We start from the raw sequence: 25,041 nt of genomic DNA, 5'->3' as shown, positions 1-25,041 counted from the left end.
TTATTCGAGTGCTGCCACGCCGGCTACGATTTCAGTGATTTCCTGAGTGATCGCCGCTTGACGTGCACGGTTAAATTGTAATGTTAACGAATCGATTAGTTCAGACGCGTTGTCTGTCGCCGTCTTCATCGCTGTCATACTGGAAGCATGTTCGCTCGCTTTTCCATCGAGTACCGCTCCATAAATGAGGCTCTCCGTGTATTGCGGGAGAAGTGTTTCGAGAATCGCTTCTGCTGAAGGCTCGAACTCATAAGATGAAGTAGCCGATACGGATGAAATATCTGTGAGTGGAAGCAATTTACGTTCAGTTGCTTCGTTGGAGATGGCGGAGATGAAATGGTTGTAATACAAGTACACTTCATCATAGACGCCTTCTGTGAACATGCCAACAGCCCGATTCGCGATATCTTTTACTTCTTCAAAACGCGGGTGATCCGAAAGTCCGATCAGGCTTTCTTCGATCTGGAAGCCCAGACGGCCGAAGAATTCATAGCCTTTACGGCCGATTGCGATAATGACCACTTCGTCTTTCGACTTGTGGCGCTGTTCGATTGCGCGGGTAACAGCACGGAAAATATGTGCGTTATATCCACCAACCAGTCCGCGGTCAGAAGTAACTACGATGTACGCAGTTTTCTTCACGGGACGTGCAGTCAATAGAGGGTGCCCGGAATCTTTCGTTACAGCTGCAATGGCACCGACCACTTCTTCCACTTTATCCATGTACGGAACGAATTTCTTCGCATTTACCTCTGCACGGTTCAGTTTGGAAGCAGATACCATTTGCATCGCTTTCGTGATTTGACTCGTCTTTTTCGTTGAAGCAATACGGCTTTCTATCTCGCGTAAGGACGCCACTGGCTATTCACCACCTTTATTTTAAGATCCATTCAATAAAAATTACGCTTCAGAAGTCACGAAGTTTTTCTTGAATTCTTTGAACGCTGCGCTCATTACGTCATCAGCCGGAAGATCTTTTGTAGTACGGATGTGGTCATACACTTCCGTGTGGTTGGATTCTAGCCAGCTAGTGATTTCACTTTCAAAGCGCAATACGTCTTTTACTGGAATATCGTCAAGGTAACCGCGTGTCAGTGCATATAGACTGATTACTTGGTACTCGACTTTCAACGGCTTGTTCAAGTCCTGCTTCAAGATTTCAACTGTGCGCTGACCGCGGTCCAGTTTCGCTCTTGTGCTTGGGTCCAGATCCGAACCGAATTGTGAGAATGCCTCTAGCTCACGGAATGCTGCCAGGTCCAAACGAAGTGTACCCGCAACTTTCTTCATTGCTTTAATCTGTGCTGATCCACCTACACGGGATACGGAAAGACCGGCGTTGATCGCTGGACGTACACCCGAGAAGAACAAGTCAGACTGCAAGAAGATTTGTCCGTCTGTGATAGAGATAACGTTTGTTGGGATATAAGCGGAGATATCTCCAGCCTGTGTCTCAACGAACGGTAATGCTGTGATTGAACCTGCTCCGAGGTCGTCATTCAATTTTGCAGCACGCTCAAGTAGGCGGCTGTGCAAGTAGAAGACATCCCCTGGATATGCTTCACGGCCCGGAGGACGACGAAGAAGCAACGAAAGTTCACGGTAAGCTGCTGCCTGTTTAGATAGGTCATCATAAACGATTAGTACGTGCTTGCCTGCGAACATGAACTCTTCTGCCATCGAAATACCTGTATATGGTGCCAAGAATAGCATTGGCGACGGGCTTGATGCAGATGCAGTTACTACGATTGTGTAATCTAGAGCACCGTTTTTACGCAGTGTTTCAACGACTCCACGAACAGTAGATTCTTTTTGACCAATAGCAACATAGATACAGATCATGTCCTGGTCTGCCTGGTTCAGGATGGCGTCAATTGCAACAGTAGTCTTACCTGTTTGACGGTCACCGATGATTAATTCACGCTGTCCGCGGCCGATTGGAACTAGAGCGTCAATCGCTTTGATTCCTGTTTGCAGTGGTTCGTGAACTGATTTACGCGCCATAACCCCTTGTGCCGGGCTTTCGATAGGGCGTGTTTTTGTTGTGTTGATCGGACCTAGTCCATCAACTGGCTGTCCAAGTGAATTGACGACACGGCCGATCAATTCTTCTCCGACTGGTACTTCCATAATACGACCTGTACGACGAACTTCATCGCCTTCTTTAATGTCTGTGTATGGCCCAAGGATAACGATACCTACGTTATTCGCTTCCAAGTTTTGTGCCAGACCCATTACGCCGGTAGAGAACTCAAGAAGTTCCCCCGCCATGACATTGTCGAGGCCATGAGCAAGTGCGATACCGTCACCTACACGGATTACAGTACCTGTTTCACTTACTTCCATTTCAGACTGATAATTTTCGATCTGCTGCTTAATCAGACCGCTAATTTCCTCAGCTTTGATGCCCATGTATGTCACCCCTCTTAATTCAAATTAATTGATTAATTGACGTTCAAGACGCGCTAACTTCGCGCTGATGCTGCTGTCGTAAATTTGATTGCCGATCTGAAGGCGAATGCCGCCGATCAGGCTAGGATCAATTACGTTTTCGATATGCAATGATTGTTTCCCTACTTTGTGCGCGAACGCAGCAGAGATCGCTGTACTTTCTTCATCAGAAAGCGGGCGTGTAGAGAAGACTTTCGCTTCGGCAACTCCAGAAGCTTCGTTAGCGAGCTCTTGGAAGTCTTCGATTAGATTGCTGATTTCTCCGATACGGCCTGCATCGATCAGCACGTAAAGTGTGTTCAATACAAGCTGGTTCGCTCCGCTGAATAGCTGACCAATCAATTCTTTTTTCTTTTGAATAGAGAACTTCGGTGAGATTAACATCTCGTCAAATTGCTTTTCTTCAGCGAACACTTTTTTTAATTCTTTTAGATCTGACTGCACAGCAAGCGTTTGCTGCTTTTCCTGTGCGGCTTCAAACAATGCAACGGCATAACGTTTTGCGATTACCGATTGGCTCATCGCCCTTCGCCTGCCTTCACAATCGTTTCTTCGATCAATGCGCGGTTATCTTCTTCGGAAATTTCTTTCCCAAGAACTTTAGACGCAGCCAAGATAGAAAGAGATACGAATTCTTCGCGAACTGCTGCAACTGCTTTCTCTTTTTCTGTAGCGATTTCGAGAGTTGCAGATTCTTTCATACGGTTTACTTCAGCGCGTGCAGCCGTAATCAGCTCTTCACGTTGAGTGTCACCTTGTTTCTTCGCTGTTTCAACGATAGATTGTGCGTTGTCACGTGCTTCTTTCAATAGCGCACGCTGTTCTTCAAGAAGCTTTGCAGATTCTTGACGGCTTGCTTCGGCCTGTTCGATCTCCGTGGCGATTAATTGCGCCCGCTGATCCATCACGCCCATTAACGGACCCCATGCAAACTTCTTCAGAAGTACCATGAGAATCGTGAAAAATACGACAGTGACGATGATGTCACCCAAATTGAGTCGTTGGTTCAAACTAGCTAAAAATCCTGCGTCAGCTTCTGCTGATAAAAGGACGAAGGTATCCAACACGATTGTTTCACTCCCTTCAAGAGCTCATGACTCTTTCGTTTCAATGTTCTGCCGTTACCGGCAAAATTATTCTATGTTCTGTTCGTTCATGCATTTGTTTCACCACATAAAGCATGGCGAAGAACATTACTACGTGCTTCGCCATATTGCGCAATAATTATTTGTTCATTACGATAAACGCGATAACAGTTGCGATGATTGGAAGTGCCTCAACCAATGCAACCCCGATGAACATTGTTGTTTGAAGAACGCCGCGTGCTTCTGGCTGGCGAGCGATCCCTTCAACTGTCTTAGAAACGATCAAACCGTTACCGATACCTGCACCAAGTGCACCTAGACCAACTGCAATAGCTGCTGCTAATAAACCCATACCCATAGTGTATTTCCTCCTAATATTTTGTGTAGTTTTGTTCCCCTAAAATAGGGTAAATATATGTTTAGTGGTCCGTGCTGACTTTGTGAGCCATATAGACCATCGTTAACATAACAAAGATAAATGCCTGGATTGCCCCGATAAATACCGAGAATCCGAGCCATGCCAGTGCTGGAATCACAGCTCCGGCTAAACCGAAGATACTGGAAGCACCCAATGCTGCAAGCAAACCGATTAAGATTTCACCTGCGAAAATGTTACCGTAAAGACGAAGACCGAGTGTCAGCGTATTTGCGAATTCTTCAATGATTTTTAGTGGAGCCAAGAATGGAATCGGCTGGAAGTATGTTTTGAAATACCCGCCTACTCCGAGCTGCTTCACACCATAGAAATGCGTTAACGCAACAACTGTAGCAGCGAGGGTTAACGTGATAACTGGATCGGCTGTCGGTGATTTCCACCAAAGTTGGTCATCCCATACGATTGCGAATGGAAGTCCGAGCATATTCGCCACGAAGACAAACATGATTAACGTAATACCCAGCACGTGGAAGCGGCCTCCCGTTTTCCAGTCCATGTTATTTTTGATGATGCCTTTGACAAAGTCCATTACCCACTCCATGAAGTTTTGCATACCCGTCGGTTTCATTTGAAGACGCCGCGTAGATGCAACTGCAATCAGGAAGACTACCAGACAAGTCACAAATAACATCAAGATATTCGATGGGTTGAACCCGATTCCGAATAAAATAAACTGAGGATTTTCATGATTCACGTTTTTGTTCACCTCCCCTTGCTAGTAAAGTGTCAATGCTTCCAATGGAACAGCAGATGACCAGTAAACAGCAATGCGTAGGGTATCATTAACCCGATTACCGTGCTGATCAAATCGAACTCCTCCGGCATTACGAGTGCAATGGCCGCAGCCGCTACACCTGATGCAAAACGTAAACCCATACCTAATGACTTCGCACGCGTTTCTTCCGTAATCGAACGGTCAAACCGCTCCATACGCCGTAATAAAATCCAAAAGTTATACATACCGAAAAGTGAACCTAAGATGAGTCCCGCGAAGATAGTACGGTAGTCCAATAAGAACCAGCCGAGCACGAACAATGCTAGCAAAAAAAAGAAACTCTTCTTTTGCTGTTTGAATATTTCCTGCATACTTTGCATTGTCGATTCTCCCAATTCGTATTTGGATTCCAGCGTCTGAAGTGTTCAGTAGTTCCCGACGATTGTCGAGAGAGATGAGTCTTTGTCGTTTTGATCTTGTTTCAACGACATAGATTCCTTGCAAAGGAACCTGGAAATTGTAAGTGAATCGCCTGTACCGTCCACCAGGTGACGTTGCTATGAGCGACATCCGCAAATGGTTGGTTTTTGGCGTTTCTGAGTGAAGACTAGAAACTTCTAAAACATCATTTTTGTACTCAACATATGTATGAGTTCCTTATCAATCTTACCCTTTGTTAGCATACAATAGGGGGTTTTTTATGTCAATTGATTCAGGTGAATTAATTCACAATGCGTTCTCTTTGTCAAACATTCGACATATTTGTTTTTCAATTTTTGCTTGCATTTTGTGACGTGTTGTTAGGGGGGTATTATTTACGTATTGAAGAGTGAAATTTGTGGATTGTATTGGTTTATTAATTTGAGAGGCCGGCAGTGTGTCGGGGTGGGGATTTGCGCTTCGGAGGGGACGCTTTCCCATGGGCCCGCGCTGAGCCAACCAAGTCGCAGGCTCCTTCTGGTTGTCTCACCTGTCGGGCTGATCCATCGGGAGTCGCCCCTCCTGCGCTTCAATCCCTTGCAATGAGAGAGGGAGGTACTTATTGTTGTGCATTGAAGCTAGGCTGCAATCGACTTACTAGATTAACAGGTAAGTAATCTTGATTTGCACTTGAACTTGAACTTAAATAACTCCAAAACAAGTACTGTTTCACACTCTACCGTCAGTAAGTGATTCAAGTGCAATCACTATAAAATTAGGAGTGAAGCGGAAGCGAAAAGGAGCACATCTTTGCTTTGACAGGTGAAACACCCTTCGAGCGAAGGGTGTTTCACCGCCCGCCCTCCGGAAAGCGTCCCCAGCTGGAGCTTCAATCCCGAACCACAAGCCCTTCTTACTTTCCTCTTACCATTTTACTTACATGCAGAAAAAAACAGCAGAGGAAAAGTCTCTGCTGTTTTGATTGTTATTATAATGAAGAAAGATATTTGAGTAACGATTCTACTATTCGCTCTGACGCATGGCCGTCGCCGTATGGATTGTGGGCTTTGGACATTTTTTCGTACTCTGCGTGATCGGACAGAAGTGCATCGGACAGTTGGAAGATATCTTCCTCTTCCGTTCCTGCCAGGCGCAGCGTTCCTGCATCTATCCCTTCCGGACGTTCAGTCGTGTCACGCAGGACAATGACAGGCTTGCCAAGTGAAGGCGCTTCTTCCTGGATGCCGCCGGAGTCGGTAAGGATGATGTGTGAACGGGCTGCGAAGTTATGGAAATCCAATACTTCCAACGGTTCAATCAAGTGAACGCGGTTGTTGTTGCCAAGCAATTCATCCGCCACTTCACGCACTGCCGGATTCATGTGCACAGGGTAAATCACCTGGATGTCGTCATGTTTGTCGAGCAGACGGTTGATCGCACGGAACATATTGCGCATCGGTTCGCCCAGGTTTTCTCGGCGGTGTGCGGTCAATAGAACTAAACGGTCGTCGCCGAGTGTATCGAAAATCGGATGATGATAATCCGGGTCAACTGTCGTTTGCAGTGCATCAATCGCCGTATTGCCCGTGACGTAGATGCGGTCTTTATTTTTGCCTTCATCTATCAGGTTTTGTGCTGACTTTTCAGTTGGCGAAAAATGAAGATCAGCGATGACGCCAGTCAATTGACGGTTCATCTCTTCAGGATACGGTGAGAATTTATTCCACGTCCGCAATCCTGCTTCCACGTGGCCCACTGAGATTTGATTGTAGAAAGCTGCCAGACTGCCGATGAAAGTAGTTGATGTATCGCCGTGGACGAGCACGATATCCGGCTTTGCTTCTTTCATTACTTTGTCCAGACCTTCGAGGCCCCGAGTGGCTACGTCGATCAGTGTCTGGCGGTCTTTCATGATATTCAAATCATAATCGGGTGTTATTTTGAATGTTTCCAGCACTTGGTCAAGCATTTGACGATGCTGGGCAGTGACTGTGACAATCGACTCGATTTGATCCGGATGTTTTTCCAGTTCCAGCACGAGCGGTGCCATTTTAATCGCTTCCGGTCTTGTGCCGAAAATCGTCATCACTTTCCACTTTTTAGTCAATGTTTGTTCCCTCCATTATTTTGTGCCGAATAAACGGTCACCAGCGTCACCCAGTCCAGGTACGATATAGCCGTCTTCATTCAGCTTTTCGTCCAATGCTGCGATGTAGACATCTACATCCGGGTGTTCTTTCGTCAATATTTCGACGCCTTCAGGAGCAGCGACGAGACACATAAATTTGATGTTGACCGCTCCGCGTTTTTTCATTGAATTGATGGCTTCGACTGCTGTTCCGCCTGTCGCAAGCATCGGATCCACTACGATGAATTCGCGCTCGGCAACATCAGAAGGCAGCTTCACAAAGTATTCAACCGGTTTTAGTGTTTCCGGATCACGGAATAACCCGACGTGTCCCACTTTTGCAGCCGGAATTAAATCGATAATGCCGTCCACCATGCCGATTCCCGCACGCAAGATCGGCACAATCCCCAGCTTCTTCCCTGCCAGCACGCGGGACTTCGCTTCGCAGACTGGTGTTTGAATTGTGATTTCTTTAGTTGGAAGTTCACGTGTGATTTCAAATGCCATCAGTGTTGCCAACTCATTCACGAGCTCGCGGAATTCTTTCGTTCCTGTATCTGCCTTTCGTATAAACGTCAATTTGTGCTGAATTAATGGATGATCAAAAACATGTACTTTTCCCATTGGTATCGCTCCTTTTCGGAATATCTTGTACATTATAACAGAAATCACGCGACAGGCGCAGTGAACATATGCGAATTGTTGTGACGAAAGAGCAAAGTGTCTCTCGATGCTGGATAAACTTGGCGGATGGATGGTCATTGTTGGGCTGGAATGGGGTGTGAGTGTTTGACTGTGGACTTGGGTTGAGCGCTTGGACTATGAGCGGTGGCGGACATGGGTTGAGCGCTTGGACGCGGGCTTTGAGCGCTGGCAGACCTGGGTTGAGCGCTTGGACGTGGGCTTTGAGCGCTGGTGGACCTGGGTTGAGCGCTTGGACGTGGGTTATGAGCGCTGGTGGAGGTGGATTGAGCGCTTGGTCGCGGGCTATGAGCGCTGGTGGAGGTGGATTGAGCACTTGGCCACGGGCTATGAGCGCTGGCGGATGTGGGTTGAGCGCTTGGACGTGGGCTATGAACGGTGGCGGAGGTGGATTGAGCGCTTGGACGCGGGCTTTGAGCGCTGGCAGACCTGGGTTGAGCGCTTGGACGTGGGCTTTGAGCGCTGGCAGACATGGATTGAGCGCTTGGACGTGGGCTATGAGCGCTGGTGGACCTGGGTTGAGCGCTTGGACGTGGGTTATGAGCGCTGGCGGACCTGGATTGAGCGCTTGAGCATTAATCCCAAGCAACCAAGCACTCCCCCGCCCCAACGGCTCCTGCACAAAATCATCCCGATAAAAAACGCCCGACACGGTGTCGGGCGCTGGCTTATTACTTATATAGAGGGTGCTGATCTGTCAGTGCTGTAACTGCTTTGCGTGCTTCGTCTTTTGCTGACTGGTCTTCGTGGTTTTTCAATAAAGTTGCAATGATGCGTCCCACTTCTACCATGTCTTCCTCTTTGAAGCCGCGAGTTGTGACTGCTGGCGTACCGATACGGATACCGGAAGTGACGAATGGTCCTTCTGTGTCGAATGGTACAGTGTTTTTGTTTACTGTAATACCGATTTCGTCAAGTACGTGCTCTGCCACTTTACCTGTAAGGTCAAGTGATTTCAGTTTTACCAGGACAAGGTGGTTATCTGTGCCGCCTGAAACGACGTCGATTCCTTCTTCCTGCAATTTTTTAGCCAATGCTTCCGCGTTTTTCTTCACTTGCTGTGCATAGGTTTTAAATTCCGGCTCCAATACTTCTTTGAATGCCACCGCTTTTGCAGCGATTACGTGCATCAAAGGACCGCCTTGAACGCCTGGGAATACAGTTTTGTCGATTTTTTTGCCGAATTCTTCAGCTGTTTCTTCATTCAATAAAATGATCCCGCCACGTGGACCACGCAATGTTTTATGCGTAGTAGATGTCACGAAGTGTGCGTGCGGCACTGGATTTGAGTGCTCGCCTGCTGCCACAAGACCTGCGATGTGCGCCATATCCACCATCAAGTATGCACCGACTTCATCCGCAATTTCACGGAATTTCGCAAAGTCGATTTCACGCGGGTATGCACTTGCACCTGCAACGATCATTTTCGGTTTGTGTTCAAGTGCTTTTTGACGAACGTCTTCGTAATCAATCATCTCTTCTTCTTTAGTTACACCGTATTCTACGAAATTATATAGTTTTCCGGAGAAGTTAACCGGTGAACCGTGCGTCAAGTGACCGCCGTGAGAAAGGTTCATCCCAAGAACTGTGTCGCCCGGCTCAAGAGCTGTGAAGTATACTGCCATATTCGCCTGTGCACCGGAGTGCGGCTGTACGTTTGCATATGCTGCGCCGAAGATTTCTTTTACACGGTCGCGTGCGATGTTTTCCACCACGTCCACATGCTCACATCCGCCGTAGTAGCGCTTGCCCGGATAGCCTTCAGCATATTTATTAGTTAAGTATGATCCTTGTGCTTCCATAACTGCTTCTGTTACGAAGTTTTCAGATGCAATCAGTTCGATGTTTGAGTTTTGACGGTTTTTTTCAGCCATGATTGCTTCATAAATTGCTGCATCTTCACGCTGTACATTACTTAAGTCCATTGGTTAGTATCCCCTTTATTCTGATAATTTTATATCTTGTTACATTGTACACGGTTTATTCGTATTGCGCACGACTTCCGCCAATCAATTTTGGACGTGTTGTCGCAAGCGTGATCACTGCTTCACCAATTTGTTTAATGGAGGTGCGGATCGGTACTGCGACCGGCTTTAACTGCATGCCAATTAAGGTTTGGCCGATATCAATGCCTGCACTGGCCTGTACGGATTCCACGACGACAGGGTCGTTAAATTGCTGATAGGCACAGGTCGACATGGAGCCGCCTGCTTTAAACACCGGTACAACAGAAACAGGTTCCAGATGAAATTTTTTCGCTGTCTTTCGTTCCATTGTCACTGCTCGGTTAATGTGTTCGCAGCCCTGGAATGCCAAATGTACACGGTATTTATTTGCAAATGCCTGAAGTGGTGCGAATAATGCTTCTCCTATTTCAAGTGCGCCGTTCGTGCCAATACGGGCGCCCGCTACTTCGGAAGTCGAGCAGCCGACGACAAACATCGTCTCTTCGGCAGGCGGTGCTTGTTCGGCAAATTCGGTCAATGCCTGTTCCAGCTGCAGTTTCCATAGTTCAATAGCATCCACTTGTTCCACCTGCTTTCTTCAGTTCTCTTCCAGTTTCATCATTTTCTCGATACGGCGCTCGTGACGTCCGCCTTCAAATTCTGTTTCAAGCCATGTGCTGACAATTTCACGTGCAAGCCCCAGTCCAATTACGCGCTCGCCCATCGCGATGATGTTGGAGTCATTGTGGCCGCGTGTTGCTTTTGCGCTGAATACGTCGTGAACGAGCGCACAGCGAATGCCTTTGACTTTATTGGCGGAGATTGACATGCCAATACCCGTGCCGCAAATCAGGATCCCGCGGTCTGCTTTTCCATCTACGACGGCGTTGGCTACCGGTACTGCATAGTCAGGGTAGTCGACGGAATCGCCCGAGTCGGGTCCGTAGTCGGTGTATTCTATCTCGAGTTCGGTTAATAGATTGGTGATCTCTTTTCGGAGGTTATTGCCACCGTGGTCTGAAGAAATTGCTACTTTCACTGTTCACCCTCATTTCCATTTTTACTTATCGCTTATTCTATCATTGTTCGATAAAAAAATCATCGGTTTTAGTGTACAACTTTTGAATTTCTCATTTTTTATTTGTGAATTATCGTTATAAAGGCGAATGTTACGGGGTTGGAGTTGATGTAATGTACGTCTTTTTTATGGAATGAAGAGTTTTGAGGGCTGTTGCTCGATTGGTTGTTGGGGGTTGGAGTTAGCGAGTGTCCGCTCTTTGGACCCGCGCAGGCACGTGGGGGATTGCCTTTCGTCATGAGCCAGCTGGCGAAAAGCCTGCTGGCTCATGACTTCGGCCGACCCCGCAGTTGTGCCTACGCTGCTGAGTGGAGGCAATCCCAGTACTCTTTTAAAGGAGAGGGAGTGCAGTGCGTAGCCATCCGCCAGCACCGAAGTAAGTTTAATGCCGTTCTGGCTCTAGTTTTGGGTCGTTGCTCGACTCATTGTCGGGTATTGTAGTTAGCAACTGTCCGCTCTTCGGACCCGCGCAGGCACGTGGGGGATTGCCTTTCGTCATGAGCCAGCTGGCGAAAGTGCGCGCCAGTTGTCTCATGACTTCGGCCGACCCCACAGTTGTGCCTGCGCTGCTGAGTGGAAGCAAGCTAGGTTACTTTTTTAAAAGAGAAGAAGTTCAGTGACTACTAAGCGACTGGCGTATGCTTTGGCAAATGATATGTCATAATCCGCTTTTTCCTAAACTTTACAAACAGCAGTGAGTTTAATGCTGTTCAAGCTCTGGTTTTTGGGTCGTTGCTCGACTCATTGTCGGGTATTATAGTTAGCAACTGTCCGCTCTTTGGATCCGCGCAGGCACGTGGGGGATTGCCTTACGTCATGAGCCAGCTGGCGAAGAGCGTGCCAGTTGTCTCATGACTTCGGCCGACCCCGCAGTTGTGCCTGCGCTGCTAAGTGGAGGCAATTCAAGTACTCTTTTAAAAGAGATGAAGTTCAGTAACTACTAGACGACTGGCGTATGCTTTGGCAAATGAAGTGTCATGATCTGTTTCCCCCTACCTAAACGGAGGCGCCTTACAAGCGGTAGGCGTAGCGATGAGACTGACAGGCGCTTTTCCTGTCTGGCTCATTGCGGAAGCCATCCGCCAGCGCCGCAGTGAGTCCAAAGGGGTTCAGTCACTTGGTGTTGGGCCGTTGCTCGATTGTTTGTCGGGTGTTGAAGTTAGCGAGTGTCCTCTCTTCGGACCCGCGCAGGCACGTGGGGGATTGCCTTACGTCATGAGCCAGCTGGCGAAAGTGCGCGCCAGTTGTCTCATGACTTCGGCCGACCCCGCAGTTGTGCCTGCGCTGCTGAGTGGAGACAATCCAAGTACTTTTTTAAAAGAGAAGAAGTGCAGTGACTGGTTGACGACTGGCGTATGCTTTGGCAAAAGACGTGTCATTTTTTGCTCTCCCCTAACTAAACGGAGGCGCCTTACAAGCGGTAGGCGTAGCGATGAGACTGACAGGCGCTTTTCCTGTCTGGCTCATCGCGGAAGCCATCCGCCAGCGACGCAGTGAATTCAAAGGCGTTCTGTCACTTGGTGTTGGATCGTTGCTCGATTGTTTATCGGGTGTTGAAGTTAGCGAGTGTCCACTCTTCGGACCCGCGCAGGCACGTGGGGGATTGCCTTTCGTCATGAGCCAGCTGGCGAAGAGCGTGCCAGTTGTCTCATGACTTCGGCCGACCCCGCAGTTGTGCCTGCGCTGCTGAGTGGAGACAATCCAAGTACTTTTTTAAAAGAGAAGAAGTGCAGTGACTGGTTGACGACTGGCGTATGCTTTGGCAAATGAAGTGTCATGATCTGCTTCCCCCTAACTAAACGGAGGCGCCTTACAAGCGGTCGGCGTAGCGATGAGACTGACAGGCGCTTTTCCTGTCTGGCTCATCGCGGAAGCCATCCGCCAGCGCCGCAGTGAGTTCAATGCCGTTCTGTCTCTGGTTTTGTGGTCGTTGCTCGATCGGTTGTCAGGGATTGAAGTCAGCGAGTGTCTGCTCTTAGGACCCGCGCAGGCACGTGGGGGATTGCCTTACGTCATGAGCCAGCTGGCGAAGTGCGTGCCGGTTGTCTCATGACTTCGGCCGACCCCGCAGTTGTGCCTGCGCTGCTGAGTGGGGGCAATCCAAGTACTCTTTTAAAAGAGATGAAGTTCAGTGACTACTAGACGACTGGCGTATGCTTTGGCAAATGAAGTGTCATGATCTGTTTCCCCCTACCTAAACGGAGGCGCCTTACAAGCGGTAGGCGTAGCGATGAGACTGACAGGCGCTCTTCCTGTCTGGCTCATCGCGGAAGCCATCCGCCAGCGCCGCAGTGACTTCAATAACGTTCCCCTTCTCCCCCTACAATGACCGCAACTGGTGTAATCCAGTTATAATGCAAAAAAACAACCCCAAGCGCAGTGCCTCAGGGTTGTCCTATTTTTCAGCCTGATGTTCGGTCGAATTTGCGGATGACTTTGTACAGCTCCTCGGATTGTTCTTTGAGCTCCAGTGCCTTGGTTTTAGTCTGGTCTATCGATGCCACTTGTTCTTCAGTGGCGGCGCGCACTTCTTCTGCGCCGGCTGATGTGTGCTCTGCAATCGAAGCAACTTCCATGGATTGCGCGGCTGTGCGTTCGATAGTCTGCATCTGATTGCCGACGATCTGCGTGATTTCTTCCACAAAGAGAGCCATGGTCTGGATGGTCGCTGTCATCGTTTCCACATTTTCATTTGTCTGGGTGGCGCGTTCGGCTTCTGTTGAGGCTGTTTTCACTTGTTTATGCATTTCTGCAACGACTTGTTTGACGTCAGCCTGGATTGTCTGAACCAGTCCGGAAATCATTTGGACCGCTTTGGCGCTTTCGTCTGCCAGATTGCGCACTTCTTCTGCAACTACGGCGAATCCTTTGCCGTGTTCACCAGCCCGTGCCGCTTCGATGGATGCGTTTAGTGCGAGCAAGTTCGTCTGGCCTGCAATGCTGCCGACCAGTTCCACGATTTCTCCAATTTTATGCGCATTTTCATCGAGCACCCGAATGGTTTCCAATGAATGCTCGCTTTGGTCGCTCATTTGATGGATTCCCGCCAATACGGCATGGAAAATTTCTGTTGTGGCATGCAAATCCCGCAGCATCATTTTGGATTGTGCAGACGACTGATCTGCGCGGTTATTGACTTCCATCGCCAACTGCCGGATATCTTCGATGGCCTGCACCGTTTCCCGTATGGCTTCGGATGTATTTTCCGCTCCGTTTGAAATTTCCGAGATGGTCCGCGCAATGGCGTCGGACTGTCCTGCCGCGGCGCTCGTCTCTTTCGTCAATGAGTCGACCGATTCCGCTGTTGCCTGGAAATTGGATTCAATCTGTTCGATAATGCTGCGCAAATTCACGACAACTTGCTGGAATGCACTGGAGACGGAATGAATTTCATCCGAAGAATTCGGCAGTTCGATATCAGTGCCGATCTTTCCGTCCGCGACCCGCATAGCGGCTGTTTCAAGACGCTGCAGCGGCTTTGTTAAAATCACGCTGAACAGCGCCGCTAAAATTCCGGACCACATGACGCCCATTGCGTACGTTACTAGCTGAAAGATGAACGGTTTTACATTCGGGAAGAACGTTGGCTGCACCCAATTAATAAAGACCGCACTTGTTGTATAGGTGATGACTGCGAGTATTACTATAAATAATACAAGCTTTTTCCGCAGTCCCACTTTTTTCGGTTCATTCATGAATTCCCCTCCGCTAGCTGCCGGATGACTGAGTCAATAAGTTCTGTCAGCTCATTGAATGTCGTGCGGTATGTAGCCAAATGCCCCCCGTACGGATCGTGAACGTCGGTTCCTGGCACCGCACCTGCATACTCTTTTAATGTAAACACTTTTTCTTTCATTTCAGGAAAACGGCTGTGCAGGAAATCCCGATGGCTTGCTGTCATCGTCAGGACGAGATCCGCCCACTCCATCTCGGACGCTTTGAGTTCATTGGAATAGGGTGTAAAGGAAATCCCTGCTTCCGTCAGCAATTGTGCGGAATTTACGGAAATCGGCAAGCCGTCCATCGCGTGTATTCCTGCAGATTTCGCTGTAAGTCCGGGTACATTCGCATGATTAAGCAATGCCTCCGCTAAAGGACTTCTGCACGTATTGCCTGTACAAATAAAATAAATATTCATTTTCTTCACCTACTTTACAGAATACCGGATTTATGTGAAAAAAGAAACACAATTCTTCAAATGATAAAGGACATTACACCCATGCCGATTAATGCAATTCCAGCCAACCGCCTAATTGCTTTTCCATTAATCAGCCGAATACGGCCAGTTGACAAAAATGCTACTACGCTAAAAAAGCCGGCAAAGAAACCGGACGCCAGAATGAACAGCCATTTATTCATCTGCATCATTCCAAATGTCACGCTGACAGCGAACGCATCCACACTGACCAGCATAGCGAGAAAAAACGGAGAAATCTTTTCGATGAGTGACGGCTGCTCAGAGTCATCGAGCAAAATGTGGAGACCGATCAGCGAGAGTAATACGCCGGACAGCGCGTGGCTCCACTCGGTGAAGTAAATCACTATCCATTCTCCCGTATAAAATCCAATAAGCGGTAACACCATATTCAGTATAATCGTCCACAGCGTGATCATCAATCTGCCCCGCCGCAGCTGGAGAAGCGTATAAATAATTAGAATATCGATTGTCGTAACGACAGCCGCTATGATTTCTAACAAAGACTAAGCCCCCTTGCAGTTCGCATATGTTCATCCTATGCGGGGGCCAAAGGGGGCTATTCATCGTTAACAGCTATTATTCAGTAAAACGTCTGCCGTCTGATGCTTTGTTCAAACGATTCATGACCGCCGCGCCGATACCGGAAAGATCTGTCTCAATCGCCAGGATGATATCTGCTTCTGTATGATCACACTGACGGATTGCTTTATACAGACTCGATGCCATCGCTTCACGGCTGTCAATCGGACCTGTGGAAAAGTACCAATCCGCATGTTCTGTGTATAACTCATCCGGACCGATGATTGCGGCGCGTTTGTTTTGCCGATGAATAGCGGCTAGCGCGTTCTCGATATAAGCGGCATTCGGCTCGATGACGAACAGCGGTGCTTCAGGTGCATAATGCGTATACTTCATGCCAGGTGCACGCGGTGCCGATGACGGATCCGCAGGCTGCGTTGCCAGATGAACAGGACCAATCAATTCTTCCAGCTGTTCTTTAGTAATTCCGCCGGGACGCAGAATAACGGGAGGCGTGACCGTGATATCCAAAATAGTGGATTCCACGCCAATTCCCGTCTCGCCGCCATCCAAGATCAGCGGCACTCTTCCGATCAAGTCATGGTAGACGTGACCGGCTTCTGTCGGACTCGGCTTTCCGCTGCGGTTTGCGCTCGGTGCAGCCAGCGGCATATTCAGCTTCCGCAGCAGCTGCAAAGCCACCGGATGGTCCGGCATACGGATTGCCACCGTGCTGAGCCCTGCCGTTACGACATCCGCAATAACGCCGGGCTTTTTCTCCATAATCAATGTCAATGGACCCGGCCAGAATGCATCCATTAATTGATGCGCAATCTCCGGCACGTCTGTCGCGTATTTGGTAATGTCTGACTGATTGCCAATATGTACAATTAACGGATTATCAGACGGTCTTCCTTTTGCCTCGAAGATCCGCCGAACCGCCTGCTCGTCTGTCGCAATTGCCCCGAGACCATAAACTGTTTCAGTCGGGAATGCAACAATCCCTCCAGAAGTCAGGATATCCACAGCTTGTTCATAGATTTCATCGTTATCCACTAGGTTATCCACTTTTTCTTGCGTAGTGTCCATATGCTCAACCCCTTTTTATACACATTCTCTGAATCTTATCCACAAAATTTGTGAATAGTTTTATTTGAACAGTGATTTTATCCACTCCCAAATGAAAAATCTAACAGGTTCTTCTTCTGTTTCAGTTACACTTGCTTCATCAGGAAAACAGACATTCGGAAACAATGCGCACCACCAGTTATCTCCCCTGCCGGCACCGATTTTCACTACATACGCATCATAAACATCCTGTGGCTGAATGAATGATCCGACGCGCTTCGGCGGAATCAATGCGGCACTGTGCTCGATTGAAACCGTCGCGCCATTCACCTGCGACTGTGCGATGTCAAGTATCGCCGGCTGCAGCGCCTGAAGTTTATCATGGATTTCCTGCTGATTGACAGATTGATTGATTGCCTGCTCAAGTAACGGTGCAATTTTTTCCTGCACGTTCTGCTTCACTTGCTGGTCTGCTGCCGTATTTGAATTAGCCAGAATGCGGAACTGCGTGGCATCGCTTGCCGTCATATGCTGGCCAAATACGAGCAGCACCCCTTGAATCGTCAGCAGTATAAGTACAAATTCTATAAAAGCCACTAGTTTTGAAGTATACGTTGGTTGTTGGTTCATCGGATAATCTTGTAACATGTCATCCCCTCCTGCACTCTATCTTGACCCGCAGGAGAGGATTTTATTCATTGAATCTCACAAAATATCATTCGTTCTTTTTTATTGATATCTTCTGCGATCTCGACAGTTGCTTCGGGAAACGCATGCTGGAGGTATTCCTGAACGATTTTGCCTTGCCTGTATCCTATCTCAAAGCCGATCAGTGCAGGGCGATTCATCAGAGGAGGCAAGTTTTGCGCCAGTCTGCGGTAATAATACAGCCCATCTTCTTCAGCAAATAATGCGCTTTGCGGTTCGAACGCATAGACAGTCGGTGACATTTCTGCCTTCTCGTCCTCTGCGATATACGGCGGATTGGACAGGATAATATCCCAGGATTGCTGTTGCAGCGGCTCTTCCATATCACCTTGCACGAATGTAATATCCGCTTCATTGCGCTGTGCGTTACGCTGCGCCACTTCAAGAGCGGCTTCACTGAAATCTGTGGCCGTCACGCTGGCGCTCGGACGCTCTTTTTTGAAAGCGACCGCAATTGCCCCGCTGCCCGTTCCGATATCCGCCACCTGAATGACTTTATCGCCAAATAAGCGGTTGGCGCGTTCTAGCGCATAATGAACAAGTTCCTCTGTTTCAGGACGCGGAATCAGTACATGTTCATTCACCTCGAATGAATAGCCGTAAAAGGATTCCTCACCTAAAATATATTGAATAGGCTTGCCAGCCAGCAGTTCTTTGACGATATCCCAAAATTGCGAGCAAGTTTCATAGGGAATGATCTCACGTAAACTGGCAAGATAGCCGGCGTGGCTTTTGCCGGTGACTGCGCGCATGGCCAGTTCGGCAGCATGTGTATCCATTCCGCGGGCATACAATAAATCCTGCGCCCGCTTTACCGATTCCAGCATCGTTTTAGTCATTGCGATCCAAACTTTCCAGGCGGCGGGCCTGTTCTTCGATAATCAGCGCGTCGATTACTTCATCCAGCTTCCCTTCAATAATCTGGTCGAGTTTTTGAATCGTTAAGCCGATTCGATGGTCAGTGACACGATTTTGCGGAAAGTTGTACGTGCGGATCCGTTCTGAACGGTCGCCGGACCCTACAGCCGATTTTCGCTTTTCATCGTATTCTGCCTGTGCTTCCTGCATGAATTTGTCATAGACACGGGCACGCAGCACTTTCATCGCTTTTTCTTTGTTTTTTATTTGTGATTTTTCATCTTGAATCGATACTGTCGTTCCTGTGGGCAAATGCGTCAGACGCACGGCGGACATCGTCGTGTTGACAGATTGTCCTCCTGGCCCGGATGAAGCGAATGTGTCGGTACGGATATCCTTTTCGTGGATTTCAATTTCCACTTCCTCCGCTTCCGGCAGACAAGCGACTGTCGCAGTGGATGTATGGGTGCGGCCGCCGGATTCCGTTTCTGGCACACGCTGTACGCGGTGTGCGCCGTTTTCGTACTTCAGCTTGGAATACGCGCCTTTTCCGTCAATCATGAAAATAATTTCTTTAAAACCGCCCAGTTCTGTAGGAGAGGAATCAATGACTTCCACTTTCCAATGGTTCATTTCCGCGAAACGTGTATACATGCGGTACAGGCTGCCTGCGAATAAAGCCGCTTCATCCCCGCCTGCTGCACCGCGGATTTCCATAATGACACTTTTATTGTCGTTGGGATCTTTCGGAATGAGCAACACTTTCAGCTGTTCTTCAAGCTGCTCGATACGGTCTTCCAGCTCATCCATTTCCATTTTGACTAATTCTTTCATTTCATCATCCAACGGTTCGTCGAGCATTTCTTTAGCATTTTTATATTGTGTCTGAACTTCTTTATATTCACGATATACGTCTACAGTTTCTTGCAAGTCGGATTGTTCTTTGGAGTAATTCCGCAGTTTCTCAAGATCATTGACGATCTCGGGGTCACTAAGTAGTTCATTTAATCGGTCATATCGGTCTTCTACTGCTTGCAGTCTGTCGAACATAGTAGTTTCACCTCTTCTGAAATGTTGAATACTGATTTATTTGTATGACAGAACCGCCTATCCTCGTGCGTGCGGATAGACGGCGTGTCGTTTATTTTGCGTGCTCTGCGCGGCTTACCGGCACTTCATGGTGGTGGCGGCACCGCGGCTCATAAGCTTCAGATGCGCCAACCAGAATAATTGGGTCGTCCTGGCATGCAGGCTGTCCGTCAATTAGCCGCTGCGTCCGGCTCGAAGGCGAACCGCAGACAGTACAGACTGCCTGGAGTTTTGTCACCAATTCCGCCACAGCCATCAATTGAGGCATGGGACCGAATGGCTCTCCTCTGAAATCTTGGTCAAGCCCTGCAATGATGACACGAAATCCCCGATCCGCAAGACTGATTGCGACATCTAAAATTTCCTCGTCGAAAAATTGTGCTTCGTCAATGGCGACCACATCGAAATCATCTGAGACGAGATCCGGTATTTCACTCGCTTTGGCAATTGGATTGGCGATAGTCGAAGAACCGTCATGACTGACCACGGCCTCTTCACTGTACCGGTCATCAATAGCCGGTTTAAATACCGCAATCTTTTGCTTGGCAAATTCCGCCCGGCGAATCCGGCGAATCAGCTCCTCCGACTTACCTGAAAACATACTGCCGCAGATGACTTCCATCCAGCCGCCTTGCATTGAAACGTACATGGTCAATCCCCTTTCGATGTTGTGTGTATATGTATGAGTTAGTTGTTAAGTTTTGTTTGTTTATGAGCGGATCGCGTGCTGGTATGAGCGCTTGGATCAGGCTTATGAGCGGATCACGCGTTGGTATGAGCGCTTGGATCGGGATTATGAGCGGATCGCGTGCAGCTATGAGCGCTTAGACTGGGATTATGAGCGGATCGCGTGCAGCTATGAGCGCTTGGACCGGGATTATGAGCGGATCACGTGCGGCTATGAGCGCTTGGCCAAGTCTATGAGCGGATCACGTGCGGCTATGAGCGCTTAACCAGGTTTGAGAGCGGATCGCGCGCAGCTATGATCACTTACCCCGGCTTAATGAGCGGATCACGTGCGGCTATGAGCGCTTGGCCAAGTTTATGAGCGGATCACGCGCAGCTATGAGCGCTTGGCCAAGTTTATGAGCGGATCACGCGCGGCTATGAGCGCTTACCCCAGCTTAATGAGCGGATCACATACTAGTATGAGCGCTTCTGCATGTGTTATGAGCGGTCGCGTCCTCCGCGAACGCGATTACCAGAGAAAATTATAAAAATACCCGTCTGGCACGACTGCACCTGACGGGTATCTGGCTTTTATTACTTTTGTTCTTCTGACTTGATGCCGTATTTCTTGTTGAAACGGTCGACACGGCCGTCCGCTGCAGCAAACTTCTGGCGTCCAGTGTAGAATGGGTGACATTCTGAGCAAACTTCTACTCGAATATCCTCTTTTACAGAACCTGTTTCGAATGTATTGCCACATGAGCAAGTTACTTTTGCAAGTTTGTAATCGGGATGAATTCCTGCTTTCATCGGTCTCTCTCCTCTCGCCCTGAACCATCTGGAACAGAGTATGAATTTAGGCGTTTTATCGGCCAGTTGCCAATAAAACGGATCGATGCCGTACACGGCCCGTGTGTGTCAGCCGTATATGCAGTGTACAGTAAAACCGTACTTGATTAGTATAGCAAAATTCGATATGTTGTGCAACTGTTTGATTTGGGTTTTTATTGGATAGCTACACACTGTATTGAGTAAGGTTTTTCATGTTCGGCGGAGGCTATCTTCCATCTTTTCGCTGCGGCTGTGCACTTCGCTTTTCCCGGCAGTTTGAAAGACAAAGCACTTACTGCCGCGACTGCTGCATCAGATCAGTCCCTTGCCCTTCTTACTTTTCATTTCTTCATTCAGCTTATCGAAAAATTCATCGTTGTTCTCAGATTGCCGAAGTTTTCTCATGAAGCGCTCGGTGAAATCCTGGGAGTCTGAGAAAGTTTTTCTGATCGCCCAGAGTCTGTCCAGATTTGCTTTCGGGATGAGCAGCTCTTCTTTTCTTGTACCTGATCGGCGGATATCGAGTGCAGGGAAAATTCTGCGTTCAGCCAGGCTGCGGTCAAGGTGCAGTTCCATGTTACCGGTTCCTTTGAATTCTTCGTAAATGACTTCGTCCATACGGGAGCCTGTTTCAATAAGCGCTGTGGCCAGGATCGTTAAGCTGCCGCCTTCTTCAATATTACGCGCGGCACCAAAAAATCGTTTAGGGCGATGGAAAGCCGCCGGATCGATTCCCCCGGAAAGTGTCCGGCCGCTTGGCGGGATGACCAGGTTGAATGCACGTGCCAAACGAGTAATGGAATCCATCAGGATGATGACGTCGCGTTTACTTTCGACGAGACGCATTGCGCGTTCAAGTACCAGTTCTGCCACTTTTACATGATTTTGCGGCACTTCGTCAAATGTGGAACTGACAACGTCTGCTTTTACAGAACGTTCGATGTCTGTTACTTCTTCCGGACGTTCGTCGATTAACAGCACAATTAATTCCGCTTCCGGATGATTCGTCGTGATCGAGTTGGCGATTTCTTTCAGCAGCGTTGTTTTTCCCGCTTTTGGCGGTGCGACAATTAATCCGCGCTGACCGAAACCGACAGGCGATACGAGATCCATGATGCGTGTAGAGATATTATTTTTAGCTGTTTCTAATTTGATTTGACGGTCTGGATATAAAGGTGTCAGCGCGGGAAAATGTACGCGCTCGCGAGCCACTTCCGGATTTTGACCGTTGACGGCTTCCACTTGCAGCAAGCCATAGTACCGCTCATTTTCTTTTGGCGGACGGACTTTTCCTGTTACTTTATCGCCATTACGCAAGTCGAATCGGCGAATTTGGGATGCGGAAATGTAGATATCTTCCGAACTGGATGAGTAATTGATCGGACGCAGGAAACCGTATCCTTCTGATTGAATAATTTCGAGAACGCCTTCCATGAAAAAGAAACCTTCTTGTTCGGCGCGAGATTTCAATATAGCAAAGATTAATTCTTTCTTCGTCAGTTTGCTATAGTTGGTGATTTTAAATTGCTTCGCGAGAGAATACAGCTCCTTGAGCGTCATGTTCTCGAGGTCGGCAAGAGTAATCATTGTCATCTGTGCGTACACCACTCTTCATTTTTATTATGGAAGTTTCGGCACAGTAAATAGAAAGGAGAGTACGAGATGTACTTCCTTTCCAAAAATGCCGTACATTATGGATTTGAATAGTTTTAGGAAATAGAAACCCGGCTGTAACACCGGGTGTTGAGGGAGTTAGTCTTGCATCACAAGAAGAGGCTTTTTCGCAATGCTGTGGCGACCTTCTACGAAACGGATCGTTCCTGATTTAGAGCGCATAACGATAGATTGTGTACGGCAGTACGAGCCTTTAAACTGCACGCCGTCCATCAGCTCGCCGTCTGTTACGCCGGTTGCCGCAAAAATACAGTCGTCTCCTTTTACCAAATCATCCATCATGAGAACTTGGTCTACGTCAATGCCCATTTTGATGCAGCGGGCTCTCTCTTCATCATTTGAAGGGACCAGACGTCCTTGGATTTCTCCGCCCAGACATTTTAAACCGACTGCTGCGATTACGCCTTCAGGAGCGCCGCCTCTGCCGAATAAAATATCCACACCTGTATCATCGAAAGCCGTGTTGATGGCAGCTGCTACGTCGCCGTCTTCGATCAGCTTGATGCGTGCGCCCGCTTCACGGATTTCCTCAATAATTGCCTGATGGCGTTCACGGTTCAAAACAGATGCCACTAGGTCGGATACTGATTTGTTCTTCGCTTTTGCGACAGCTTTCAAGTTATCTGTGACACTTGCGTCGATATCAATTTTACCGACTGCTTCAGGTCCGACTGCAATTTTATCCATGTACATATCCGGTGCATTCAGCAAGTTTCCTTTGTCTGCAACCGCAAGAACAGCAAGTGCATTCCATCCGCCTGCCGCTACGATGTTTGTGCCTTCCACTGGATCTACCGCGATATCTACAGCCGGGCCGTGACCTGTTCCGAGTTCTTCACCTATATACAGCATCGGCGCTTCGTCCATTTCACCTTCACCAATGACGACTACACCTTCCATTGGGATTGTATCGAATACCGTGCGCATTGCTTCTGTTGCCGCGTCATCTGCTTCATTTTTCAAACCGCGTCCCATCCAGCGCGCCGCTGCTACAGCCGCCGCCTCTGTCACACGTACTAGTTCCATTGATAAACTGCGTTCCATAATGTTTTGTTCCTCCTGTTTGCGGTAAGGCGCGTATTGCGTATTACCTTTCATTTGCCTACGTCCGCATCCATTTTTACTGCGTTTTGGCAGTGGATGTGTCGTTTAAATCTATTATACACCTTTTGGCAATTAGCGTCACTCCGAAATCGAGGATTGCACCGGCACTTTCACTTTATTGATGTCTGCACCAAGGTTTTTCAGCTTTTGAATAATCTTGCCGTATCCTCGTTCGATGTGCTCAATTTCATGAATTTCTGTCTCACCGGTGGCCAAAAGTCCTGCAATCAATAAAGCGGCGCCTGCACGCAAGTCTGTCGCTTCAACAGTTGCAGCGTGCAATGGTGTCGGTCCGGTAATAATTGCCGAACGCCCTTCCACCCTGCCGTCTGCATTCATTCGGCGAAGCTCATCGATTTGCTTAAAGCGCGCCGGATAGATGGTGTCTGTCAAAATGGAAGAACCTTCCGCTTGTGTCGATAACACGCCAAACGGCTGCTGAAGATCTGTCGGGAAGCCCGGATACACCAGTGTCTTCACATCGACCGCCTCCAGCTTTTCTGGCTTAGGAATGAAAATTTGTTCTTCTCCCACTTCCACTTTGACGCCCATTTCACGAAGTTTCGCAGTCACTGCTTCCACGTGCAGCGGGATGACATTATCAATGGTGATGCCATCCCCGATTGCTGCGGCCATGATCATGTGAGTGCCCGTTTCAATGCGATCCGGAATAATCGTATGCTTTGTGCCGTGCAATGTTTCTACTCCTTCAATACGGATGACGTTTGTGCCTGCGCCCTTAATATTCGCACCCATATTGGAAAGCAGCGTCGCAACGTCAATAATTTCAGGTTCTTTTGCAGCATTTTCAATGACCGTTTTGCCTTTCGCCTTAACAGCCGCCAGCATAATATTAATCGTCGCGCCAACGCTGACAACATCCAGATAGATTTTCGCACCGCGGAGTTCATCTGCCCGCAGATAAATCGCGCCATGTTCATTCTCCACTTTCGCGCCGAGTGCTTCAAAGCCTTTAATATGCTGATCAATCGGACGCGGGCCCAGGTGGCAGCCGCCCGGTAATCCGATGACCGCGTGTTTGAACTTGCCGAGCATCGCACCCATCATATAATACGATGCACGCAGTTTTTTCACGTTACCGTTTGGCAGCGGCATGGAAATGATTTCTGACGGATCGATAGTCATCACGCCGTCTTTCAATTCTACGCTCCCGCCAATTTCTTCAACTAATGCCTGCAATGTGTAAACGTCAGAAATTTCGGGAAGTCCTGCAATCGTTACCGGTGAGTCGGCCAGAATAGCAGCGGGAATGAGGGCAACCGCGCTGTTTTTTGCACCGCTTACTCTGATGGTTCCTTGCAGCCGTTTTCCGCCTTTGATTTTGTAAACGTCCATTTCAAG

The 25,041-nt window shown here is 48.4% G+C and carries 30 protein-coding genes; 4 read left to right on the top strand and 26 right to left on the bottom strand.

What is annotated here, in order from left to right; all coding sequences use genetic code 11:
* From atpG to upp, 9 genes are all read right to left on the bottom strand, one after another.
* Positions 1-858 carry an ATP synthase F1 subunit gamma gene (gene atpG, locus SporoP37_RS11930; RefSeq protein WP_081243860.1) on the bottom strand — a complete coding sequence of 286 codons (858 nt, stop codon included), beginning with the start codon at positions 856-858 and terminating at the stop codon, positions 1-3.
* Between the two features lie 42 nt (positions 859-900).
* Positions 901-2,412, bottom strand: coding sequence for a F0F1 ATP synthase subunit alpha (gene atpA / locus SporoP37_RS11925; RefSeq protein ID WP_081243859.1), 1,512 nt, complete (start codon positions 2,410-2,412; stop codon positions 901-903).
* 24 nt (positions 2,413-2,436) lie between these two features.
* Positions 2,437-2,973 (bottom strand): F0F1 ATP synthase subunit delta, encoded by a 537-nt coding sequence (locus tag SporoP37_RS11920; protein ID WP_085431038.1) that lies wholly within the window; start codon positions 2,971-2,973, stop codon positions 2,437-2,439.
* Positions 2,970-3,521: a F0F1 ATP synthase subunit B gene (atpF, locus tag SporoP37_RS11915; RefSeq protein WP_369821980.1), complete on the bottom strand. Its 552-nt coding sequence runs from the start codon at positions 3,519-3,521 to the stop codon at positions 2,970-2,972. The genes SporoP37_RS11920 and atpF overlap by 4 nt, the downstream gene beginning before the upstream one ends.
* A gap of 154 nt (positions 3,522-3,675) precedes the next feature.
* Entirely contained in the window at positions 3,676-3,888 is a 213-nt protein-coding gene (gene atpE / locus SporoP37_RS11910; protein WP_029053447.1) for a F0F1 ATP synthase subunit C, read from the bottom strand.
* Positions 3,889-3,955: 67 nt separating this feature from the next.
* Positions 3,956-4,666 carry a F0F1 ATP synthase subunit A gene (gene atpB / locus SporoP37_RS11905; protein WP_081243857.1) on the bottom strand — a complete coding sequence of 237 codons (711 nt, stop codon included), beginning with the start codon at positions 4,664-4,666 and terminating at the stop codon, positions 3,956-3,958.
* A gap of 32 nt (positions 4,667-4,698) precedes the next feature.
* Positions 4,699-5,067: an ATP synthase subunit I gene (locus SporoP37_RS11900; protein WP_085431037.1), complete on the bottom strand. Its 369-nt coding sequence runs from the start codon at positions 5,065-5,067 to the stop codon at positions 4,699-4,701.
* A 1,028-nt stretch (positions 5,068-6,095) separates the two neighbouring features.
* Positions 6,096-7,214, bottom strand: coding sequence for a non-hydrolyzing UDP-N-acetylglucosamine 2-epimerase (wecB, locus tag SporoP37_RS11890; protein WP_085431036.1), 1,119 nt, complete (start codon positions 7,212-7,214; stop codon positions 6,096-6,098).
* 15 nt (positions 7,215-7,229) lie between these two features.
* The gene (upp, locus tag SporoP37_RS11885) at positions 7,230-7,859 is read right to left on the bottom strand and encodes a uracil phosphoribosyltransferase (RefSeq protein ID WP_081243853.1); all 630 of its coding nucleotides are present in this window, start codon (positions 7,857-7,859) and stop codon (positions 7,230-7,232) included.
* Between the two features lie 190 nt (positions 7,860-8,049).
* Between upp and SporoP37_RS11880 the strand changes: the two genes are divergently transcribed.
* The gene (locus tag SporoP37_RS11880) at positions 8,050-8,646 is read left to right on the top strand and encodes a hypothetical protein (protein WP_143565478.1); all 597 of its coding nucleotides are present in this window, start codon (positions 8,050-8,052) and stop codon (positions 8,644-8,646) included.
* On the opposite strand, the gene glyA is transcribed toward SporoP37_RS11880, so the two are convergent.
* The 4 genes from glyA to SporoP37_RS17020 all read right to left on the bottom strand — a co-directional run bounded on the left by glyA (position 8,609) and on the right by SporoP37_RS17020 (position 12,340).
* Positions 8,609-9,862: a serine hydroxymethyltransferase gene (glyA, locus tag SporoP37_RS11875; RefSeq protein ID WP_081243851.1), complete on the bottom strand. Its 1,254-nt coding sequence runs from the start codon at positions 9,860-9,862 to the stop codon at positions 8,609-8,611. The two genes, SporoP37_RS11880 and glyA, sit on opposite strands and share 38 nt — an antisense overlap.
* Positions 9,863-9,917: 55 nt before the next feature.
* Entirely contained in the window at positions 9,918-10,463 is a 546-nt protein-coding gene (locus SporoP37_RS11870) for a TIGR01440 family protein (RefSeq protein WP_198160077.1), read from the bottom strand.
* Positions 10,464-10,481: 18 nt separating this feature from the next.
* Positions 10,482-10,922 (bottom strand): ribose 5-phosphate isomerase B, encoded by a 441-nt coding sequence (gene rpiB, locus SporoP37_RS11865; protein ID WP_085431033.1) that lies wholly within the window; start codon positions 10,920-10,922, stop codon positions 10,482-10,484.
* Between the two features lie 1,247 nt (positions 10,923-12,169).
* Positions 12,170-12,340 carry a hypothetical protein gene (locus SporoP37_RS17020; protein WP_157118635.1) on the bottom strand — a complete coding sequence of 57 codons (171 nt, stop codon included), beginning with the start codon at positions 12,338-12,340 and terminating at the stop codon, positions 12,170-12,172.
* 53 nt (positions 12,341-12,393) lie between these two features.
* Between SporoP37_RS17020 and SporoP37_RS17015 the strand changes: the two genes are divergently transcribed.
* Positions 12,394-12,615, top strand: a complete 222-nt coding sequence (locus tag SporoP37_RS17015; protein ID WP_143565477.1) for a hypothetical protein — start codon at positions 12,394-12,396, stop codon at positions 12,613-12,615.
* Here SporoP37_RS17015 and SporoP37_RS17315 read toward each other — a convergent pair.
* A complete protein-coding gene (locus SporoP37_RS17315) occupies positions 12,575-12,739 on the bottom strand; it encodes a hypothetical protein (RefSeq protein ID WP_155961345.1) in 165 nt (54 codons plus the stop codon). The genes SporoP37_RS17015 and SporoP37_RS17315 overlap by 41 nt on opposite strands.
* Before the next feature lie 53 nt (positions 12,740-12,792).
* Here SporoP37_RS17315 and SporoP37_RS17310 point away from each other — a divergent pair, with 53 nt between their 5' ends.
* Complete coding sequence (locus SporoP37_RS17310) at positions 12,793-13,014, top strand: hypothetical protein (protein WP_085431032.1); 222 nt, start codon at positions 12,793-12,795, stop codon at positions 13,012-13,014.
* Between the two features lie 349 nt (positions 13,015-13,363).
* Here SporoP37_RS17310 and SporoP37_RS11855 read toward each other — a convergent pair whose 3' ends face one another.
* From SporoP37_RS11855 to SporoP37_RS11820, 8 genes are all read right to left on the bottom strand, one after another.
* Positions 13,364-14,656, bottom strand: coding sequence for a methyl-accepting chemotaxis protein (locus SporoP37_RS11855; RefSeq protein WP_085431031.1), 1,293 nt, complete (start codon positions 14,654-14,656; stop codon positions 13,364-13,366).
* The gene (locus SporoP37_RS11850; protein WP_081243846.1) at positions 14,653-15,099 is read right to left on the bottom strand and encodes a low molecular weight protein arginine phosphatase; all 447 of its coding nucleotides are present in this window, start codon (positions 15,097-15,099) and stop codon (positions 14,653-14,655) included. Before SporoP37_RS11850 ends, SporoP37_RS11855 begins: the two co-directional genes overlap by 4 nt.
* Before the next feature lie 56 nt (positions 15,100-15,155).
* On the bottom strand, positions 15,156-15,659 hold the full coding sequence (locus SporoP37_RS11845; RefSeq protein ID WP_081243845.1) for a manganese efflux pump: 504 nt from the start codon (positions 15,657-15,659) through the stop codon (positions 15,156-15,158).
* A 76-nt stretch (positions 15,660-15,735) separates the two neighbouring features.
* Positions 15,736-16,767, bottom strand: coding sequence for an L-threonylcarbamoyladenylate synthase (locus tag SporoP37_RS11840; protein ID WP_081243844.1), 1,032 nt, complete (start codon positions 16,765-16,767; stop codon positions 15,736-15,738).
* 60 nt (positions 16,768-16,827) lie between these two features.
* Complete coding sequence (locus SporoP37_RS11835) at positions 16,828-17,394, bottom strand: stage II sporulation protein R (protein WP_085431030.1); 567 nt, start codon at positions 17,392-17,394, stop codon at positions 16,828-16,830.
* A 47-nt stretch (positions 17,395-17,441) separates the two neighbouring features.
* Positions 17,442-18,293: a peptide chain release factor N(5)-glutamine methyltransferase gene (gene prmC / locus SporoP37_RS11830; protein WP_085431029.1), complete on the bottom strand. Its 852-nt coding sequence runs from the start codon at positions 18,291-18,293 to the stop codon at positions 17,442-17,444.
* Complete coding sequence (gene prfA / locus SporoP37_RS11825) at positions 18,286-19,362, bottom strand: peptide chain release factor 1 (protein ID WP_085431028.1); 1,077 nt, start codon at positions 19,360-19,362, stop codon at positions 18,286-18,288. The genes prmC and prfA overlap by 8 nt, the downstream gene beginning before the upstream one ends.
* 91 nt (positions 19,363-19,453) lie before the next feature.
* Positions 19,454-20,050, bottom strand: a complete 597-nt coding sequence (locus SporoP37_RS11820; protein ID WP_081243840.1) for a thymidine kinase — start codon at positions 20,048-20,050, stop codon at positions 19,454-19,456.
* 52 nt (positions 20,051-20,102) lie between these two features.
* Here SporoP37_RS11820 and SporoP37_RS11815 point away from each other — a divergent pair, with 52 nt between their 5' ends.
* Complete coding sequence (locus SporoP37_RS11815; RefSeq protein ID WP_085431027.1) at positions 20,103-20,354, top strand: hypothetical protein; 252 nt, start codon at positions 20,103-20,105, stop codon at positions 20,352-20,354.
* 310 nt (positions 20,355-20,664) lie between these two features.
* On the opposite strand, the gene rpmE is transcribed toward SporoP37_RS11815, so the two are convergent.
* From rpmE to SporoP37_RS11795, 4 genes are all read right to left on the bottom strand, one after another.
* Positions 20,665-20,880, bottom strand: coding sequence for a 50S ribosomal protein L31 (rpmE, locus tag SporoP37_RS11810; protein WP_081243838.1), 216 nt, complete (start codon positions 20,878-20,880; stop codon positions 20,665-20,667).
* Positions 20,881-21,213: 333 nt separating this feature from the next.
* On the bottom strand, positions 21,214-22,494 hold the full coding sequence (gene rho, locus SporoP37_RS11805) for a transcription termination factor Rho (protein WP_081243837.1): 1,281 nt from the start codon (positions 22,492-22,494) through the stop codon (positions 21,214-21,216).
* A gap of 159 nt (positions 22,495-22,653) precedes the next feature.
* Positions 22,654-23,619 carry a class II fructose-bisphosphatase gene (gene glpX, locus SporoP37_RS11800; protein WP_081243836.1) on the bottom strand — a complete coding sequence of 322 codons (966 nt, stop codon included), beginning with the start codon at positions 23,617-23,619 and terminating at the stop codon, positions 22,654-22,656.
* Between the two features lie 138 nt (positions 23,620-23,757).
* Complete coding sequence (locus tag SporoP37_RS11795) at positions 23,758-25,035, bottom strand: UDP-N-acetylglucosamine 1-carboxyvinyltransferase (protein WP_081244846.1); 1,278 nt, start codon at positions 25,033-25,035, stop codon at positions 23,758-23,760.
* Between the last annotated feature and the right edge of the window lie 6 nt (positions 25,036-25,041).

The organism is Sporosarcina sp. P37, from assembly GCF_002109365.1.
Lineage (GTDB): Bacteria > Bacillota > Bacilli > Bacillales_A > Planococcaceae > Sporosarcina.
Note: the sequence above shows the minus strand (reverse complement) of the source record. Positions and strands in the feature narration are given on the sequence as shown.